The sequence below is a fragment of the Rhizobium sp. WYJ-E13 genome, from assembly GCF_018987265.1.
Taxonomy (GTDB): Bacteria; Pseudomonadota; Alphaproteobacteria; order Rhizobiales; family Rhizobiaceae; genus Rhizobium.
Genome location: NZ_CP076854.1, coordinates 270,533 through 288,900, shown reverse-complemented (window position 1 = coordinate 288,900; position 18,368 = coordinate 270,533). Strand labels below are relative to the sequence as shown.

General features: G+C 60.8%; 14 protein-coding genes and 1 pseudogene. 7 read left to right on the top strand and 8 right to left on the bottom strand.

Going from position 1 to position 18,368, the window contains the following annotated elements; translation table 11 throughout:
* Nucleotides 1-68: 68 nt before the first annotated feature.
* Nucleotides 69-248 carry a hypothetical protein gene (locus tag KQ933_RS22905; protein WP_253958399.1) on the top strand — a complete coding sequence of 60 codons (180 nt, stop codon included), beginning with the start codon at nucleotides 69-71 and terminating at the stop codon, nucleotides 246-248.
* Nucleotides 249-311: 63 nt separating this feature from the next.
* Here the strand turns inward: KQ933_RS22905 and KQ933_RS22900 are convergent, their stop codons facing one another.
* Complete coding sequence (locus KQ933_RS22900) at nucleotides 312-1,535, bottom strand: NAD(P)/FAD-dependent oxidoreductase (protein WP_216760782.1); 1,224 nt, start codon at nucleotides 1,533-1,535, stop codon at nucleotides 312-314.
* A gap of 104 nt (nucleotides 1,536-1,639) precedes the next feature.
* Here KQ933_RS22900 and KQ933_RS22895 point away from each other — a divergent pair, with 104 nt between their 5' ends.
* Entirely contained in the window at nucleotides 1,640-3,181 is a 1,542-nt protein-coding gene (locus KQ933_RS22895) for a sodium:proton antiporter (protein WP_216760781.1), read from the top strand.
* A gap of 60 nt (nucleotides 3,182-3,241) precedes the next feature.
* Here the strand turns inward: KQ933_RS22895 and KQ933_RS22890 are convergent, their stop codons facing one another.
* The 3 genes from KQ933_RS22890 to KQ933_RS22880 form a co-directional block, all read right to left on the bottom strand.
* Nucleotides 3,242-5,239 (bottom strand): primary-amine oxidase, encoded by a 1,998-nt coding sequence (locus KQ933_RS22890; RefSeq protein WP_216760126.1) that lies wholly within the window; start codon nucleotides 5,237-5,239, stop codon nucleotides 3,242-3,244.
* A gap of 67 nt (nucleotides 5,240-5,306) precedes the next feature.
* Nucleotides 5,307-5,474, bottom strand: coding sequence for a hypothetical protein (locus tag KQ933_RS22885; protein WP_183800235.1), 168 nt, complete (start codon nucleotides 5,472-5,474; stop codon nucleotides 5,307-5,309).
* Nucleotides 5,471-6,910, bottom strand: a complete 1,440-nt coding sequence (locus tag KQ933_RS22880; RefSeq protein WP_216760125.1) for an APC family permease — start codon at nucleotides 6,908-6,910, stop codon at nucleotides 5,471-5,473. The genes KQ933_RS22885 and KQ933_RS22880 overlap by 4 nt, the downstream gene beginning before the upstream one ends.
* 118 nt (nucleotides 6,911-7,028) lie before the next feature.
* Here KQ933_RS22880 and KQ933_RS22875 point away from each other — a divergent pair, with 118 nt between their 5' ends.
* Nucleotides 7,029-8,042, top strand: a complete 1,014-nt coding sequence (locus tag KQ933_RS22875; RefSeq protein ID WP_216760124.1) for an AraC family transcriptional regulator — start codon at nucleotides 7,029-7,031, stop codon at nucleotides 8,040-8,042.
* A 69-nt stretch (nucleotides 8,043-8,111) separates the two neighbouring features.
* Here the strand turns inward: KQ933_RS22875 and KQ933_RS22870 are convergent, their stop codons facing one another.
* On the bottom strand, nucleotides 8,112-8,918 hold the full coding sequence (locus tag KQ933_RS22870) for a transporter substrate-binding domain-containing protein (protein WP_216760123.1): 807 nt from the start codon (nucleotides 8,916-8,918) through the stop codon (nucleotides 8,112-8,114).
* Nucleotides 8,919-9,166: 248 nt separating this feature from the next.
* Here KQ933_RS22870 and KQ933_RS22865 point away from each other — a divergent pair, with 248 nt between their 5' ends.
* The gene (locus KQ933_RS22865) at nucleotides 9,167-11,419 is read left to right on the top strand and encodes an EAL domain-containing protein (protein WP_253958398.1); all 2,253 of its coding nucleotides are present in this window, start codon (nucleotides 9,167-9,169) and stop codon (nucleotides 11,417-11,419) included.
* Between the two features lie 10 nt (nucleotides 11,420-11,429).
* On the opposite strand, the gene fhuB is transcribed toward KQ933_RS22865, so the two are convergent.
* The 3 genes from fhuB to KQ933_RS22850 are packed head-to-tail and all read right to left on the bottom strand — an operon-like array spanning nucleotide 11,430 to nucleotide 16,431.
* Nucleotides 11,430-13,394, bottom strand: a complete 1,965-nt coding sequence (gene fhuB, locus KQ933_RS22860) for a Fe(3+)-hydroxamate ABC transporter permease FhuB (protein WP_216760780.1) — start codon at nucleotides 13,392-13,394, stop codon at nucleotides 11,430-11,432.
* On the bottom strand, nucleotides 13,394-14,299 hold the full coding sequence (locus KQ933_RS22855) for an iron-siderophore ABC transporter substrate-binding protein (protein ID WP_216760121.1): 906 nt from the start codon (nucleotides 14,297-14,299) through the stop codon (nucleotides 13,394-13,396). Before KQ933_RS22855 ends, fhuB begins: the two co-directional genes overlap by 1 nt.
* Entirely contained in the window at nucleotides 14,293-16,431 is a 2,139-nt protein-coding gene (locus KQ933_RS22850) for a TonB-dependent siderophore receptor (protein ID WP_216760120.1), read from the bottom strand. Before KQ933_RS22850 ends, KQ933_RS22855 begins: the two co-directional genes overlap by 7 nt.
* Nucleotides 16,432-16,576: 145 nt before the next feature.
* Here KQ933_RS22850 and KQ933_RS22845 point away from each other — a divergent pair.
* The 3 genes and pseudogenes from KQ933_RS22845 to KQ933_RS22835 form a co-directional block, all read left to right on the top strand.
* A pseudogene (locus tag KQ933_RS22845) lies at nucleotides 16,577-17,458 on the top strand (LysR family transcriptional regulator); the annotation flags it as partial.
* Nucleotides 17,459-17,696: 238 nt separating this feature from the next.
* Entirely contained in the window at nucleotides 17,697-17,957 is a 261-nt protein-coding gene (locus KQ933_RS22840; protein WP_216760119.1) for a CopG family ribbon-helix-helix protein, read from the top strand.
* On the top strand, nucleotides 17,954-18,268 hold the full coding sequence (locus KQ933_RS22835; protein WP_216760118.1) for a type II toxin-antitoxin system RelE/ParE family toxin: 315 nt from the start codon (nucleotides 17,954-17,956) through the stop codon (nucleotides 18,266-18,268). Before KQ933_RS22840 ends, KQ933_RS22835 begins: the two co-directional genes overlap by 4 nt.
* The last annotated feature ends 100 nt before the right edge of the window (nucleotides 18,269-18,368 follow it).

Sequence of the window (18,368 nt, the reverse complement as noted above, 5' to 3'; positions counted from 1 at the left end):
CGACGGCCTCTCCGTCCATTCGCTAAGCACGAATGTCCAACGGCGATTACCCCTCGGAGAATGAAGTCATGCGCGAAAGTTTATGGGCGTTGCAGGAGCATGAGAACGCCGTCGAGCACTGGCTGCGCACGGAGGTTGCGGCCGCCTATGACGCCTATAAGGCCTACCCCACCGAGGCCAAGTCCATCGATGAAGCTTGGAAGTGTTTGGGAGCACGAATGGACGAAATCGACCGGGACGACGATTGATGGAGTACTATCCGCCCGTCACCTGAGAAACGGAGATGGATTTGGCTCATATTTAAGCCGACCCTAGCCACCGCCGCCGATCGCCTCATCAGCAGCCCGCAACCCGCTTTCCCAAGCGCCATGCGCGGTCGAAAAGTCCGAATGATGCGTTGCCTCACCGGCGAAGAACAATCGGCCGCCGACTGATCGAGCGAGTACGGTGCGGGCGCCAGAATGGCCGGGCAGCGCATGGCTGTAGGAGCCGCGAACCCAATCCGTGTGGCACCAGGACGAGGCTGCGAGCGGCCGCAGGTGGCGGCGGATGTTGTTCCCCAAGAGCGATGACAGCTGCTCAAAGGCGAAGACGAAGGCGTCGAGCAGGCCGGCCTGTTCGATGACGACGGCGCCCTTGCCGCCGAAGAAGCCTTCAACGACGGGGCGTCCGAGCGGCCTTATGTAGTAGCTGCCGGTCGCATCGTTCCTGGCATCGCCGAGCAGATGCGTTTCCGGCTCGAGGCCATGATTGCCGTGAAGCTCCATGAAGAGCTTGTCGGCGAGGCCGAGTGGCAGTTGCGCTGCGGCATGCAGATGCTCATCGGCTTCAGAGTCGAAGGCGATGGTGCCGCGGGCAAGAACATTGGTCGAGACCGTGACGATCGCAGCAGCCGCACTAACCGGGCCGCGATCGGTTTCAAGTCGGACCCCCCCACCGGTCAGCGCGACACGGCGCACCGGCGTCGACAGACGCAGGCTCACATCGGGAACGACAGCGGCGATCAGGCTTCCATAGCCTTCGTGCACGCGCCAATTGGCATCGGTTGCGGCATTGTCATAGGCAAGGAAATCGGCAACCGACAACCGCTCCAGCGGCGCACCGTTCACATAGCCGCTGAGCGACTGGCAATAAGCGTTCCACTCACTGTCCGGCACCAGCGCATCCGAGGCCCTGTCGCTTGCCGGCGGATTGGTGCGCAGCCGCTCTTCGAGCGCCTCCCAGGCCGCGGCAGCAGCTGCACGTTCCTCCGGCAAGAAACCGAGATCGCGCCACTGGCTCTGCCAGGCCGTCGGTCCGCGCTCGATCGTGAAGCCCGCATCCCGGCCGATGGCAACGAGCGGATTGCGCTCTGCAGAGTGCAGCCAGCCGCAGCCCATATCGAGCGGCATGCCTGACAGTTCGACCGTCCAGGCCCGGCCGCCGACCCGGTTGCTGGCTTCGAGAATGACGACCGAGCGTCCGGCCTCAGCCAGTTTTCGTGCCGCGGCAATGCCTGCTGCACCGGCGCCGATAACAGCCACGTCGTAGTCTATCGTCACGGTTTCGCTCCGCGCTTTGTCACCACCTTGATAGGCCTAAGCTTTACATGGGAGCTCCACCCGCTTCAATGCGCCCGAAAGCCTGCTACTATGCCGACATGACCTTCTTCGAAACACTCGTTGCCCTGCTCGCCGTCGCCATCCTGCTCCTGCAGATTACCCGGCGCATGCACCTGCCCTATCCCGGCATTCTGGCTGCCGCCGGTGTCGGCGTGGCAATGTTGCCCGGTGCCCCTGTCATCCCGATCGATCCGCCGACGGCGCTTGCCTTGTTCATCGCTCCGGTCTTGGTCGATTCCGCCTATGACTTCCCGATGGGGGCAGCGCGGCGCATGTTGCTGCCGCTGATCTTCTATGCCGTCATTGCCGTTCTGGTGACGACAGGCGTGGTCGTCTCGATCAGCATGCTGACCGTCGGCCTGCCGATCGCGGTGGCCGTCACGCTCGGCGCCATCGTTGCGCCGCCGGACGCTGCGGCGGCGACCGCGGTGCTCTCCAATCTGCCGGTCGATCGCCGTGTCGATGCGCTGCTCAAGGGTGAAAGCCTGTTCAACGATGCGACGGCGCTGCTGCTGTTCGGAGCAGCACTCACGGTTCAGGCGCGCGGCGGGCTCGATAGCATGACTGCACTTCAGATCGGCTTTGCTGCACCCGGCGGCATTTTGTTCGGCATCGTCTTCGGCTTCTTCGTCTCACGGCTTCGGCCAATCACCGAGAATACCGTCGGCGGCACGCTGCTTCAGTTCGTCTATGCCTTTTCGACCTGGCTGATCGCCGAGCATCTGCACCTCTCTGCCGTGCTGGCAACGGTTGCGAGCGCCATGACAATCGCGATGCTGTCGACGGTCGACGATTCCCCGCGCATGCGGGTGCATTCCTTCGCCGTGTGGACGACCGTCGTTTTCCTGCTGAACGTCGTCGCCTTCCTGCTCATGGGCCTGCAGGCCCGCAGCATCCTGGAATCCATGTCCGCTGGCGAGCTCGAGCGAGCGCTCGCTTTTGCAGCCATCGTTGTGGTCGCTGTGATCCTGACACGTCTGGCGATGGCTTTCCTGCTGCACGTATACGTCATCTCACGCCACCGGCGCGGCAAGCTGCTGTCGCCTTTCAGGCATGGGGAGACCTTTCTCGTCGGCTGGTCCGGCATGCGCGGCCTCGTGACGCTCGCTACCGCCTTTGCCCTGCCTGCCGATTTTCCTGAACGGGACCTCGTCGTGCTGACGGCTTTTGCGGTGGTGCTCGCAACACTCGTCATCCAGGGAGCGACACTCGCCCCGATGATCCATTTCCTGAAACTTGGGCGGCAGGCGCAAGTTCGAGACGAGCTGGAAGCCGCAAGGCGCTCGCTTGCCGAAGCTGCATTTGAGCGGCTGGAGAAGGAAGGTGGCGCTGAGGCGGAGGCCATCCGAACGATCTGCAAGGATCACTGGACGGTGCCCTCGGAGGCCGGCGAGACCTCGCCGCTCGTGCGCCGTCGCAAGCTGACGATCGCCGCCGTGATCGCCCAGCGACAACGCCTCGAGGAATTGCGCGACAAGGATAAGATCGGCGCGACGCAGTATCTCGAATTGCAGGAAGATCTCGACTGGAAGCAGCTCTCGGTCGGCTCCGACGAGGATCGGCGCATTACCGAGAGCTGAGGGTAGCCTGTAGATAAGGGGCGACCTTTCCAGTCGCCCCTTATCTGCAGGCGATCCCCGTCAATGTCCGCAGCAACTACCGCTGGCCTTATCCCCCTGATCGGAAGCGACCGAGCCGTGGTTGTCACGGCTGTGCTCATTGCGGGCAGCGGGGAGGTTCATGGCGATGTTGCTGTCGAAGAAACCGTTCGGCTTCAGGGTAAAGCCTGCATATTCCACCGGCATGATCGGAAAATCCTCCGGTTTGCAGACATGCGTATGCCCGAAAGAATGCCAGAGCACGATATCGGCATTTTCGATATTCCGGTTGCTCTCGACATATTTCGGCAGGCCGTCCCCACCTGCATGCACATTCGGATAGTCGCCGGACGCATATTTTTCCTTCGCGTCGAAAGCCGTCACCCAGATGTGCTTCTTGGCAAAGCCGCCGCGCTGAGCAACCGTCGATCCCTCCTGGGCGAGCATCAGGGGACTTGGCATGACGACCATTTTGTAGCCGGGCGCATTTCCCACGGAATTATGCTCATTGGGGTTCTGGACCTTCCAATACCGGCCGGTCTCGCCATTGGCGACGGCAGGACTGTCGAGCTCCCGTTTCAAGATCTTCGTCTTCGTATCGAAGACATTGCCATAGGGATTGTCCTCGCCCCATGGGCGTGGCTGGAACTCATGCTCGGTGACGGTATTTCCGCCGCCATCAATATCCATGTGCAGGCGAGCATTGAAGAAATGCTGGTGGGTCGGGCCGCCGAGATTGTCGTCGACCATTCCACCCCAGGCATATTTCTGGCCGCTCGCCACGGCGGCTGTCTGGATAATGCCGGTCAGCTTTGCTTCGAGCTGGATAGTGCCATCCTGGTAGAGATACCAGTAGAAGCCGTAGTCATAATTGCCGACGGTAGCGAAGAAGGAAATGACGAGACGGCGCGATCTCCTCACTTCAAAAATGCCGTTTCTGAACTCGTAGTGCTTCCAGAGGATCCCAAAATCCTCCTCATGCATGCAAACGGCGTTCTTCATCATCACCGGCTGGCCGAAATCATCGGCCGACGGGATGTCGAAATAGTGTATCTGGCCAAGGCAATCGCAGCCGAGCTCAAGGCTGTTGGCGAGCCGCCCCAGGCCATACTCCCCGGCGTCGAAAGCGCTCTTCCAATAGTGGTTGGCGGTCGGATCGGCATAGGGCACGACCATTTCCGTCACCGAGGCACGGAAGATCACGGGACGAAGCTTGCCGCCGTTTTTAATCCCAAGCTCATGCAGGACGAGACCTTCGCGAGGCGTAAAACCGACGCGAAACGACCAGTCCTGCCATTGCACCGTCCAGCCGTCGACCGAGAAGCCTGGCCCCTGCGGCTGCACGATGTTGAGTGGCTTTACATCCTGGCGGACATCGGGAAAGGCCTCCTGTCCATAATTGCGCTTCTTCTTCGGGACCGGAATGACAATCTCGTCATCGACGAGATCGACCACTTGATTGCTGATCAGGTCGACAACAGCAACGACCCCTTCGATCGGATGGGCGTAGCCATTGTCGCGGATATCCTCGCGCCAGTACGAAACGGCGCGGACGATCCGGGCGCCCTTCTCGAATTCTCGTCCAAAGAAACCCGAAGAAAAAGGGTCGATCTGGACGAGCGGAATATCCTCGTCGGTGATGCCGCGCTTCTTGACCGCGGCAATCCAGCGAGGGTCCGATTTGACGGTTGCCTCGACGGTCTCGAACTCGCAAAGCATGACGGGTGGCTGCCCGTAAGGCGCTGATTCAAGCGGCAGCCTCTTGTGCTCGACGACAGCTTTTTTTGACAGGTCGACGATCGATTCACGAACCTCGCCCGAGCTGGAATCCAGCGACAGGACAAATGCCAGCCGGGGAAGCTTCCCTCCTTCGCGATGCACGGCCATGTCGGATTTTGTCGGCTCCTCCAGGCGAATGATCGGGAAGCGGATCGATTGCGGCAGATGCTTTTCGTCCTTCAGAATTGCGACGGCTTCCGAGATCTCTGTCAGACTCAGCGGGTCGAGCGGATAGGCGAGCGTTTCTAAAACGGCGTCCATTGTCAGTCTTTCATGTGCTTTGGATGGTGGACAGTGCGCATCCGGCTGCGCACTGCGGGGCTCAGCCTCAGCGGCCGGCGCAGATGTCCATTTCGGGCGTGCGATCACCATGGATGCAGAAGACAGAACAAAATGCGTGTGCTTCTGCCGCCACCAGGATTGTGACTGTCGTCAAAGCCATCAAGATGATCAGCGACATCCGGTCGACGAGGGTCAAAGGTTGAAGTCTCGTCATTCGAATGCCTTTCCGAGCGAAGCATAGAGTTCAGGCTTCACGGTCCTGATGCGCATCGCAAAGGCGGCCCCGATCAGGCCGGTCAGCACCACCAGCAGCGGGAAGGATTTCACGATCACGCTTTCCGATCCCGACAGGAGCGGCAGGTTGATGATGACGAGGACGATCGAGCCGAGGATACCGACCAGCGCCAGGAGCGGTGCCACCGCCGTGGTCCATAGACTGTAGCGATGCGGCGATCCCCGGAAGAACAGAACGATTGCTACGCAGACGAGGGCCTGAACAGCCAGGATCCCGAGAACGGCCAGAGCAGACATCCAGGAAAAGACGACGGTATAGGGATCGGCACCAGCTGCGATGAAGCAGACAAGCGCTAGCGCAGCAAAGGCGCTCTGGACGGTACCCGCGATATAGGGCGAACCATGGACCGGATGAACCTTGCCCAAAGCCCTGACCACCAGCCCTTCGCGCCCAAGCGCGTAGAAATACCGGTTCAGCGTGTTGTGGAAGGACAGGATGCAGGCAAAGAGGCTGGTGATCAGCAGGACATTCATCACCTGCGACGACCATTGTCCGAGGATGGTGTCTGCAGCGACAAAATAGAAGGTTTCCAAGCCGCTGCCGGCCGTCGCCTGCACCTTCGAAGGACCATAGAACTGCACGATGGCCCAGGTCGACAGCGCATAGAAGACGGTAATCAGCAAAACGGCGGCATAGGTTGCGCGCGGGATCGTCTTTTCCGGATTTTCTGCCTCTTCTGCAAAGATAGCGGTGGCCTCGAAGCCGATGAAGGAGCCAACCACAAAGACGAGCGCCACGCCGAGGCCCGGCGAAAACACGGTGGCCGGGCTGAAGGAGGAGAGGCTGAAACCATCCGGCCCGCCGCCGGTCAGCACAATCCCGATGTCGAGAAGCAGCAGGATTGCCACTTCAGCCAGCATGCAGATCCCGAGGATCGTGCCGGAAAAGGCAATGTTTCGCTGGCCGCAAAGATGGACGGCCACGAGTGCGGCAAAGGACCAAGCCCACCACGGAAGCGCTGCGATCGATGCCACGGCGCCGCTCATGAAGACACCGAACAATCCGTAGATGGCGATCTGTACCGACGAATAGGTCAAAAGCGCCATCAGCGCACCGCCGACACCGGCCGGCTTGCCGATGCCCTGCGTGATGTAGGTGTAGAAGGCCCCCGTTCCGCCAACATGCCGGCCCATCGCCGTGAAGCCGGCCGAGAAGATGAGATAGAGAATCCCCGCCAGGACGAAGGCACCCGGTACACCGGGTCCATTGCCGAAAGCGAAAGCGGCGGGCGTCGCACCGACAACGGCGGTGAGCGGCGCTGCCGCTGCTACGACGAAGAAGACGATATGGGCAAGGCCGACGGAGTTTTTCGCGAGGCGATCGGGAGGATTTCCCAAAGTGGTTTGCGTTGTCATGAGAACCCCTGTTTTTGATTTTCGTCAACACGGTAGCCCCGACCGATTGGCCCCAAAATTGCAGTTCATGCCAATGAATCGATAATTTGCGCCATCACTGGCGGCGGGGAACAAAAACATGTCATCTGCCCAGCAAACCGGCACGTCGACGCAGATATTTGCTTCAATTCGTGCGTCTGTGCTGCTGCCGCTCATCGAACAAATCGATCGGAAATCCGGCAAGGCAGATGTACTGCTTGCCCTTCATGGTCTTCTGCGCAGCCAGCTTGACGATCCCTATGCCATGGTCCCCATGAACCGATATGTGGCGATCTTCGAAGATGCGGCATCGATCGTCGGAGATCCGACGATCGGCGCATTGCTTGGAACCCTGTTCAAGCCGAGCGATATCGGCCCGATCGGCGTGCTCTTTTCCATATCGAGCACCATCCATGCCGGCTTCGAACGATTGGCGAAATATGTGAACACCGTCCAGAGCGGCACCAATTCCGGTGTCTTTCAGGAAGACGGCAATCTCATCTGGAGCTACCGCCTTGACGATCCCAGGCTCTGGCCGAGGCGGCAGGACAGCGAGTTCACACTGGCCGCATCCTGCCAGCTTGTCCGTGCCTGCTTCGCACGCGGATGGAGACCCGTCGAAGTCCATTTTGAACATCGGGCGCCTCGCGATCCAACGACCTTGCAACGGATTTTCCGGGCTCCTTTAAAATTTGGCGAGTCTGCCAATCGCATCGTGGTTTCGGGGCAAGACGCCCGCCGCGTCTACCGGCAGGAACAGCCCGATTTGGCGGCGGTCCTGGAGCGCCATATCGCGGATCTGAGCGGCAGGTTGTTGCAGTCGGATTCGACCGTCGATCATGTCCGATCATTGATCGGGATCTATCTGGGACACAAGCCCATCACGCTCGTCGGGCTTTCGCAGGAGCTCAGCCTTTCGCCGCGAACCCTGCAACGGCGCCTCTCCGAGCAGGGGACGTCGTTGAGAGATCTCATGCGGGAATACCGCCAAAGTATCCTTGTGCTGCAGAAACAGAACGGCGCAGTCAGAATGAAAGAGCTTGCTCAAGTCCTGGGTTATGCGGACGAAACGGTGCTGTGGCGAGCCCGCAAACATTGGGAACGTACTCAGTAGGGGGCAAACGATGCTGCGGCAGGTCCATAGGGCCAACCGCAGCGATCAAGGAAATTCGGCCCGACGCCTTCAACGGATGCTGAACGGAAAGTACTTGGCGTTGATCGTATCGTAGGTGTCGTTAGCCTCGATCTCTTCGAGCGCAGCATTGAGCTTGTCCAGCAACTCCTTGTCGGAAGGGCGCACGGCGATGCCGGCTCCGTCGCCGAAATATTCGGTATTTTTGATATCTTCGCCCTTGAACGCGCAGCAGCCACCCGCCTTGGTGTTTGCGAGCCAGTCGTAGACCGCGAGCTTGTCTTCCAGGATGATATCGACCCTGCCGTCGGCAAGACCCTTGTAAAGATCCGGAGACGCTTGGAACACGGTCGTCGCGACAGCGCTGTAGAATTTCTTGGCGTAGGATTCCTGGGAGGTTGCTGCCGTCACGCCGAGCCGCAGTTTCTTCAGATCATCGGGTGACGTGCCGGCGATGTCGTCGTTTTTGCGCGCGATGAAGACCGTCGGACTGTCATAATATTTCTGGGTGAAGGCAACCTTTTGGCGCCGCTCCGCGCTCATCGACATCGACGAAATGATCGCGTCATAGTTGTTGTCGAGCAGGTTCGGGATCATCGCCGTCCATTCCTGGATGACGAATTCGCACTTCAATTTCGCGGTCTCGCAAAGGGCCTTGGCAATATCCACGTCGAATCCCTGAAGCTGGTTATTGGAATCGACATAGTTGAATGGTGGAAATGCGCCCTCGACGGCTATACGGATGCTGTCGTTTTCGGCGGCTCGGACAACAGTAGGTTCAAAAACACCCAACGCAACAACGGCCGTGCAGGCAAATGCGAGGAACTTCGAAGGATAGAGAGATCCTAATCGCAACATATCAATCACCTTGATGTAGAGCTCGATCGCCAACCTTGCATCGGCAAGCGTTGCGCAATGAGCAACCAATCACAAAACAATTAAAAAGCTCATCATTTTCGGCCATTAATTTTGATGCTGCTTGAAAAGCATTTTGTAAACAATCGGGGTCAGTATCAGGGCGCTCGGGAGAAGACTGCGTGCCTGCTGATCCGCCTTTAAGATTATTCGCTCACAGAGCGACCTGGACATCGTCCGGGTCGATACTGGTGCTGCTTGCGATCAGCGGGCTGGCAATTCTTGGCCTGGTGTTCCTGGCTGCTATCTGGGCCGGGAGGGAAAGCGACGCAGCCGCCCTCGATCGACAGCGCCAACTCGTCAACAGCCGCCTTCTGGATCAGGTCCGGCGTGTATCTCAGGATATCCAGCTGATGGGTGCAGGTTATGCTTCGCTGCTGGTGGCGGATTCAGCAACGGCCAGCGGCAAGAGCGAGCGCGCAGGCGCGACATCGGCCGCGACGTTCGGCAAGATCGCGACAACGGTATTCGGCTACAACGCGGCATTCCTCGTGACCCCGGCAGGCGAGCTTGCTCTACAGTCCGATCCCGAAACGAAGCGCCGCTTCAAATGGGTGCGTCCGCTGCTTCAGCCGATGATCCAGGATCTGGAAGCAACGCACCATGGTGTACCGGGAGGGCCGAGCTCCGATCCGGAACCAAGCCGCGTGGAGCTGATGCGACTTGAGGGCCGCCCTTCGGTCGCGGGCGTCGTTTCGGTCACACGCTCTTCGAAAGTGGATCCCCAGGAAGCAAATGACGGCAACAGGCTCTACCTGGTGGCGTTCCGCTTCCTCGACGGTGTCACGCTCGATACGCTGAGCCGCGAACAGGGGCTGGCCGGCGCTCGTTATGCCCGCACCGCGGATCAGGAGCAGAATGAAGTCGCGTTCGAAATCGAGGCGACGGCGTCAGGCGACCCTATCGGCTTCATCATCTGGAGGCCGGATCTGCCGGGCTCACGCGTCATCGGCCGGCTTTTTCCCGTGCTCTCCGTGGCCGGCCTTGTCATCGCAGGCCTCTTTTTTGCCTTGATGGGCCGTTTGCGCGGCAGCCTCAGAGAACTCAGCGCCAGCGAACATCATGCGCGGCATCTTTCGCTGCATGACGTATTGACGGGTCTGCCGAACCGGGCGCTCTTTGCGGCCCGTTTCGAGCAATGCCTTGCGGCCATGAAATCGCCTGGCGAGCGCGCCGTCCTTGCCCTTGTCGATCTCGACAAATTCAAGGAAGTGAACGACATTCATGGGCATGCCGCCGGTGATGAGCTGCTGCGCGGCGCCGTCGACAGGATGAATGCCCTGATCGAATCGGACGACACGCTTGCAAGGCTCGGCGGCGATGAATTCGCGCTGCTGCTTCCCGATGTCAGGGAGGGGGACGTTAGTTACATCCTCCTCTGCAACGCCATTATCGAGGCACTGAGCAAGCCGTTCCAGCTTCGTGGCGGCGACGTCGTCGTCCGCATCGGATGCTCGATCGGTATCGCTGCCTTTCATGACGCGGCCCATGCGACCAGCGAGGTTTTGCGGCGTGCGGACGTTGCTCTTTACGAAGCCAAGACCAACGGGCGAGGCCGCCTGGTCGAATATGATCCGTCCCTGGATCACCGGGTGGAGGCACGCGAAAGCCTCAAGAACGACCTTCGCCTCGTGCTGGAAGATAGCGCAGGTTTGCCCGATATGGCCGACAACCCCCGCACGAACGCCGTCGGTCAATTGGAAGTCTTCTTTCAGGGCGTGCATCGTGCCGACGCGCAAGGGAACCTTTCGGGCGCCGAGGCTCTCGTGCGCTGGCGCCATCCGATCCAGGGGCTGCTGTCACCGGACAAATTCATCCCGATCGCCGAGGAGGCCGGCATGATCGACCAGCTTGGCGAATGGGTGCTGAGGAATGCCGCAAAGGCGGCCACGAACTGGCCGGCCGATATGTCGGTCGCCGTCAACGTTTCGCCCTCGCAAATCCGGCATCGGGACTTCGATCGCCACGTGCTCTCCATCCTGACCGAAACCGGCCTGACGCCATCGCGGTTGGAACTGGAACTGACGGAAGCCGCACTCTTCAACATCGATGAAAATGCTCAAGGAATGCTCGGCAAGCTTCGGTCGCAGGGGATCCGGATTGCGCTTGATGATTTCGGCACCGGCTTCTCGTCGCTGAGCCACCTCATTCAATTCAACATCGACCGGATCAAGATCGACCGCTCCTTCGTGCGGTTGCTGGGAACGCAAGCCGAGGGTGCGGCGATCGTTTCGGCGATCCTGGGTTTGAGCCGCACGCTTGGAAAAGCGACGACGGCCGAAGGCGTAGAGACTGAAGGGCAGAGAGACTTTCTCGTCGCGGCCGGATGCAACGACCTGCAGGGTTTCCTGTTCTCCCGCCCCATGCCCCCGGCTGAGTTCCTCTCTTCGTTGCGCTCGACGGAAGCGGTAAGGTCAACAGCGATATCCTCGTCGCATGGCTGATGGCCAGCCCTCACTGCCGCCTGCCGATCATCCAGACGAGATAGGGCGCGCCGGCGAAGGCGGCGAAGAGGCCAAGTGGCAATTCGTAGGGGAAGGTCACGTTGCGCGCACCGAGATCGGCGATCACCATCAGCACAGCACCTATGACGGCCGAGGCGAGGAGCCTGCTGCCCGCTTTTTCAAAGCCGGCGCGGTGAGCGATATGCGGGGCCATCAGGCCGACGAAGCTCAAGGGACCGACCAAGAGCGAGGCAGCCGCCGTTGCGATGCCCGCCGTCAACACCATCATCGTTCGGGCGCCGACCAGGGGCAGACCGAGCGCGAGCGCGGTCGGTGCACCGAGCGGCAGGATCACCAGCCAGCGTGTGAGGATCAGGCCGGTTGCGAGGATGACGATGGTGAGGCCGGCAAGGAAGGCCGCCGTTTCCGGCGTGGCGGCCGCGGCCGAGCCGCCGAGCCAGGCGAGGATCTGCCAGGCGCGCTGATCGCCGACGGCAAGAAGAGCGCTCAGGATCGCCGAGCTCAAAGCACTGACAGAAATGCCTGCAAGCAGCAAGCGTTCGGGCGGCAGATGCCGGCGGGCGGCAAAAAGCGCGACGATGACCAGCACCACGATTGCGCCGCTGCCGGCGCCGAGGAAGAGCGTGGGCGCGCCGGCATCGGCTGAGAAGCTTAAGGCAACGGCATAACCGACGCCGGCACCGCCGCTGACACCCAGCACTTCAGGGCTTGCCAACGGATTTCCGGTGAGGCGCTGCAGCATGGCGCCCGCCATGGCGAGCAAACCGCCGGCAGCGGCCGATGCCAACAGACGGGGCCAGCGGGCCGGGAAAAGCTCCCAGAAAAGATCGCCGCTGAGCAGCACCCATCCATCGGGCAGGCGCGCAACGCCAAGGGCCGCCCAGACGAATGGCGGCAGCACGCAGAGGATGAGGGCGAGCCGTGACAGCGGCGCCCGTGCGACGAGGACGCTATCGGGCGGCTGGGGCGGCTCGACGGCGCGCACCTGCGGCAGCAACCAAAGCAGCAACGGTCCGCCGATCAAGGCCGTTACCGATCCCGTCGGAAAGGTCTCGCCGGCCGAGGAGGCGATCAGTTGCACGATACCATCGCAGAACCAGAGCAACAGGCCGCCGGCGACAGGTGAAAGAAGCAGGATGCTGCGTGTCGTGCGCACACCGAGCAGGCGCACGAACGCGGGTGCGGCAAGGCCGACGAAGCTGACGAGGCCGACGGCAGCAGCAACGCCCGCGCTCAACGCCACCGCAACGCTTGTGACGGCAATGCGCGTACCTGCAAGTGCCACGCCGAGCGAGCGGGCACTGCTGTCGCCGAGGCCGAGCAAGGTGAGCGGACGCAGGAGCAGGAGCGTGACGGCGAGGCCGAGCAGCAGTTCGAGGCCGAGGGTTGTCGTCGTCGACCAGTCCTGCTGGCTGAGCGAACCGCCGTTCCAGGTCACCAGCGACATCAGATACTCGCCCTGCGAGAGCGTCATCGCCGCCGAGAGCGCACTGCAGGTAATGCCGACGAGCAGGCCGGAGACCGCCATGGTGATGGGTTCGAAGGCGCGCCGCCAGCCGAGCAGAAAGACGATGGCGGTGGCTGCCGCCGCGCCCGCGAGCGCCACGAAGGCGCGGTAGCCGTCGAGCATCTCGGGAAAGAACAGCGTCGCCGTGACAATCGCAAGCTGCGCGCCAGCGGAGACACCAAGCGTCGAGGGATCGGCGATGGGATTGCGCAGCAAACGCTGCAGCAGCGCGCCGGCAAGCCCGAGCGCGGCACCGGCGAGGATCGCGACTGCCCCGCGCGGCAAGACGGCATAGGCGAAAATGATCTGCCGCGTCGTCATCTGCGCGGGATCAAATGGCAGAGACGGCCAGTCGGCAAAGGGCAGATGGTTCAGTGCTGTCAGAAGAAAGAGGCCGGCGGAAACGGCAAAGGCTGAGAGCGCGGCAAAGAGTGCGATGGGTCTGATCACGGCATCTCCCCTGACGACAGTATCGCCGCCTTGAAAAGCCGAGTGAACCGGGCGGCTGCCAAGATGCCGCCATAGGGATTGATATTGCCGAGCATCAGCACGCGGCCGTCCCGTACCGGCTGCAGCGATTGCCAGATCATGCTGGTCTTCAACCCATTGCGGGCCTCGACTGGGATATCGGAGATGATGACGATCCTCGCATCCGGCTCGGCAGCGAGATTTTCGATCGGCACCGGAGCGGCGAACGTATAACGCGAGCGATCCGCCCAGGCATTCGGCAGGCCGAGACGACCGAGGATATCGCCGAACATGCTGTCGGCGCCGAAGACGCGCACATGCCTGGCGTCGCCAATATTGACCAGATAGGTCGGCCGCGACGCAAAACCCTGCAGACTCTCACGCGTTTCCTCGATAAGGACAGCCTGTTGCGCGACCACCTCGCGGCCGCGGTCCTCGACACCCAGTTCCGTGGCAAGGGCCGAAACGGCATCGACAGCCTTCTGATAGGGCGGCTCGCCCCTGTTATAAAAGGGCAGCGACAGGACAGGCGCAATCGCCTGGAAGCTCGCCTCGAACCTGACATAGAAGGGCGAAATCAGGATGAGGTCCGGGCGCAGCAGGCGCAAAAGCTCGAGGTTCGGCGATCCGCGCAGGCCGAGATCGGCGACGCTCTTGTCCAGTACCGGCTCGATCGCATCCTTGCGGAACTGCACGAGCTCGGTCGCGGCGATCGGCATGACGCCGATTGCTACAAGCGTTTCGAGCATCGCCCAGTCGATCGCGGCAATGCGCTTCTGACCTGCTGCGAAGGTTTTGCCCGGAATGGCCAAAGCCGCCAGCAGGGCAAGTGCCTGCCGACGGCCGAAGCCTCGTCCCTGTGCCGCTCGATAGTCTCTCACCATTGAAAGGTCAGCTTGCCCATCACCGTTCTGCCATCGCCGTAGGTGCAGCCGAAGGAGCTGCAGCTTGCAACATAATCCTTATCGGCGAGATTCTTGAAGTTCAGCGAGGCCGTCATGTTGTCTTTCTCGTAGTGGAGAGCTGCGTCGAAGAGGGTCACGGCGTCAAGATCAAGCGTGTTCTTGTTATCGCCGTAGCGCTGGCCGACGTAACGCACGCCGCCGCCGAGACCGAAACCTTCCAGCGCTGTATCCTCCGGGAAAGTATAGTCGAGCCAAAGGCTTGCCGCATGTTCAGGCACGTTATCAGGGCGATTTCCGTCATCGACGCCGCCGACAATTTCGGCCTGCATGTACGTGTAGGCGGCGCGCAGGTCGAGCCCGTCGGCAAGGCTGGTGACGCCTTCGAGCTCCAAGCCCTTAACGTCGACCTCGCCGATCTGCCCGGTAGACGTACCGCCGCCCGGCAGCGCAAAGGTCGTCAGCACGTTTTTCTGCTTGAGGTCATAGGCGGCAACAGTGAAGAAGCCGTTCCAGCCCTCCGGCTGATATTTGACCCCGATTTCCACCTGCTCGCCCGTCGTCGGCTGCAGTGGTCCGCCGGTTGCAGGCACCGGAACCGGCTCGAAAGATGTGGCATAGCTGATATAGGGGGCGATGCCATTGTCGAAGACATAGCTGAGGCCGGCGCGGCCCGTCAGCTTCTGGTCGTCCTTGTCGAGAGGGCGCGACGCACCGGTCAACCGGTTGGTCGATGTTCCCTCTGTTCTGGCCCAGTCCTGGCGAAGGGCTGCCGTTGCGCGCCAGTTCTCATAGGCAAGCTCGTCCTGCACATAGATGCCGACCTGCGTCATGGTCGAATCGACATAGGTGCTGAGCGTCGGCGCAATCAGATTAACGGAGCCGTAGACCGGATTGAAGGCGTCGAGCGGCGTGGCGCGCCAGAACTGCGTGCCGACATTGTTGCTGTAATAGCGGTAGTCCAGACCGAACAGCATCTTGTGCCTGATATCGCCGGTGTCGAATTCCGCAAGCAGGTTGTTGTCGACGTTGAACGTGTTCAGCAACTCGTCCTGGATAGTGGCATTGCGGTTGATCGTCCGGCCGCCTGTAAGGCCGATCGTCGACATGCCGAGCGCCTGATAGTTCCAGTCGAAATTCTGGTAGCGGAGGCTCTGGCGGAAGGTCCAGGTATCGTTCAGGCGGTGTTCCAGCTCATAGCCGATATTGGTCAGCGTCCGGTCCGACGTGTCGAAGCTCTTGTCGCCGACGAAGAAATCCCGCGACAGACGGTTAGTGCCCGCATTGAGGGTGAGTGCAGGCGGCAGGCCGGATGGCGTGCTCGGATTATCGTGCTGGATGCTGGTCAGGATCGTCAGCTTGGTGTCTTCATCCGGCTGCCAGGTCAGCGCCGGGGCGATGAAATAGCGGTCGTTGTCGAGTTCATCGACCTGTGCCGAGGCAGTCCTTGCCAGACCCGTCAGGCGATAGGCGAAATCCGGATTACCGGGGATGATGTCGCCGAAATCGAAATAGGTGCCGTAGGTATCGTAGCTGCCAGCCTGAACGCCGACTTCGCCGAAACGCTCGAAGACCGGCCGCTTGCTGATAAGATTGATCATGCCGCCGGGATTGCCCTGGCCGTACATGACCGATGCCGGCCCGCGCAGGACTTCGATGCGCTCGAGCTGATAAGGATCGACGGCGGGAGCGCCTGCTGTCCGCATCATGCGAAGTCCGTTTAGAAACTGCGACTGGCGGCTGTCGAAACCGCGGATGCGCGGGGAATCAAAGCGCGGATCGGCACCATAGGGCTCGCCGACGACACCAGGCACATAATCCAGCGCCTGGCCGACGGTCTCGACGTCCTGCGATTTCAGCTGATCGGCCGTCAGCACCGAGATGGATTGCTGGGTTTCGAGAAGCGGTGTGCCGGTCTTGGTCGCGGTCGCGCTGGTCCGGGCGACGAAACCTTTCACCGGAGCCGTCGGATCCTCATCCTCGGCACCGCTGATGACGATCGGGGCAAGCGTCGTCGGATCAGCGTCCTGGGCAGACGCAGACAGCGGCGCCAGAAGCGCGCCCGCGAGAACCGTAGTCGAAGCGAAATTACGCAAGCGAAGAGAACCAGTCATCGGGAGCCCGTTATATGCCGTAAAACTGGATTTTTCTAATCATGTTATTTTTGAAAGGTCCAATAAACCAGGCTCGAATTTTTCATAAGCATGGATTATGAAACCGGCGAAACGTCATAGATTTGAATTCTTCTAGGAGAGCGTGATGGCGCTGACCGACCCCGGCTTCGAGCTCAGGCATCTGAGGTATTTCGTGACACTGGTCGAGGAGCGGAATTTCGAGCGCGCCGCCACCCGCCTCGGCATCGCCCAGCCGGGCCTCAGCCAGCAGATCATGAGCCTGGAGAGGATCGTCGGTACGCCGCTGCTGGACAGGAGCCGTCGTGCTGTCCAACTCACGCATTCGGGTGAGATCCTGTTCCAGGAGGCACGCAAGGTCCTGACCCAGACCGAAGCGACGGTCGCCGCTATCCACCGCGCGGGCCGCGGAGAAAGCGGGCGCATCTCGATCGGCTATGTGGCGTCTGCCGCCTATTCCGGCGCTGTCGTCGGCTCCATCAAGAACTTCAAGCGCGATTACCCCTATGTCGAGGTCGAGCTGCAGGAAATGGAGCTACGTCAGCAGCTGCAGCGCATTGCCGACGGCCTGCTCGATTTCGGCTATATCCGCGCACCGGCACCGATCCCGCCGGGTGTTTCCGTGCAGGTCGTGTTGCGCGAGCCGCTGGTCGCCATGGTTCCCGCCGACCATGAATTTGCAGAACGCCCCATCGATAAGCTTGCCCATCTGGCGAGCGACATATTCATCACACCACGCCAGCCGCCGGAAGTCGGCTTTCACTGCAACACGTTGCAGGCTTGCCGGGAGGCCGGGTTCGAACCATCCGTCAAGGCCATCGCGCACGACTTCACCGAGATCGCCGCCCTCGTCGGCATCGGCATCGGCATCGCTCTCGTGCCGCAATCCATGAGCCGGGTGGAACTGCAGGATGTCCACTACAGACCGCTCGGCGGCGTGACGGTGACGTCCGATGTGGCAATCGCCTATCGCAAGGGCGAAGGTTCGCCAGCGACCAAGGCCTTTATTGCCCGGTACCGACAGAAGATTGACCGCCCGGCTTTGGACGAGATAATCAACGGGCCGCCGTCAGGCGAACCATCTGAGACGATCCTGTCTGCATTACGTCGTTCGCTGCTTGTCGGGCCTGAACTCGATCTGTTACGACGGAAAGAGAAAGGACGTAAAATCGATCCGTGACTCGGTCCACCATTGTATCCGATCCTCGTTTGTCTTACATTGTCTTACACCCTGAAGGAGGCAAGCAATGTCGAACGCCAGCCAATCAGAATCTGTCACTCTCCGGGTGCCTTCCGACGTGATTGCAGATATCGAAGCCATCGCAAAAGCAAGCGATCGATCCCGCAGCTACATCATCGTTCGAGCCCTGCGGACGTATCTCATGAACGAGGGGGCCGACATCCTCGCCGCGATCAAGGGCCGCGAGCAGATCGCTGCTGGAGAGTTCGAGAATATGGATGACGTGATCGCGGACATCGACAGGATCGTGGGTGGAAAAGCTGCGTGACTGCCGTACGGCTTTCCAAGGATGTCGCCAGCTATATCCGCCGCGAAGGCGAGTATCTGCGGAAACTCAACCCTGCCGCAGCCCGAAAGTTTGCGCTCGCGTTCAAGAACGCGAAGCGGACACTGTCCGAATTTCCTCAATCCGGGAACCGGATGCACGGCGGCCTGCAGATTACCGGGAGCCTGACGCTCGTGGTCGGGGATTATCTGCTAGACTACCTCTACGATGGCGATAGCGTGGACGTGATCCTGATCCGCCATGGACGGATGCTTGCACCGACGCCGGATCTCGACGTCGATAGCGATCTTTGATTTCAACATATATCGATCGATCCTTCGCGGGAGCTCGGACCTGACCAAGCGTTCGATCCTCCATGACAATTGCACGACACAATTGGAACAAGGGTGGAAA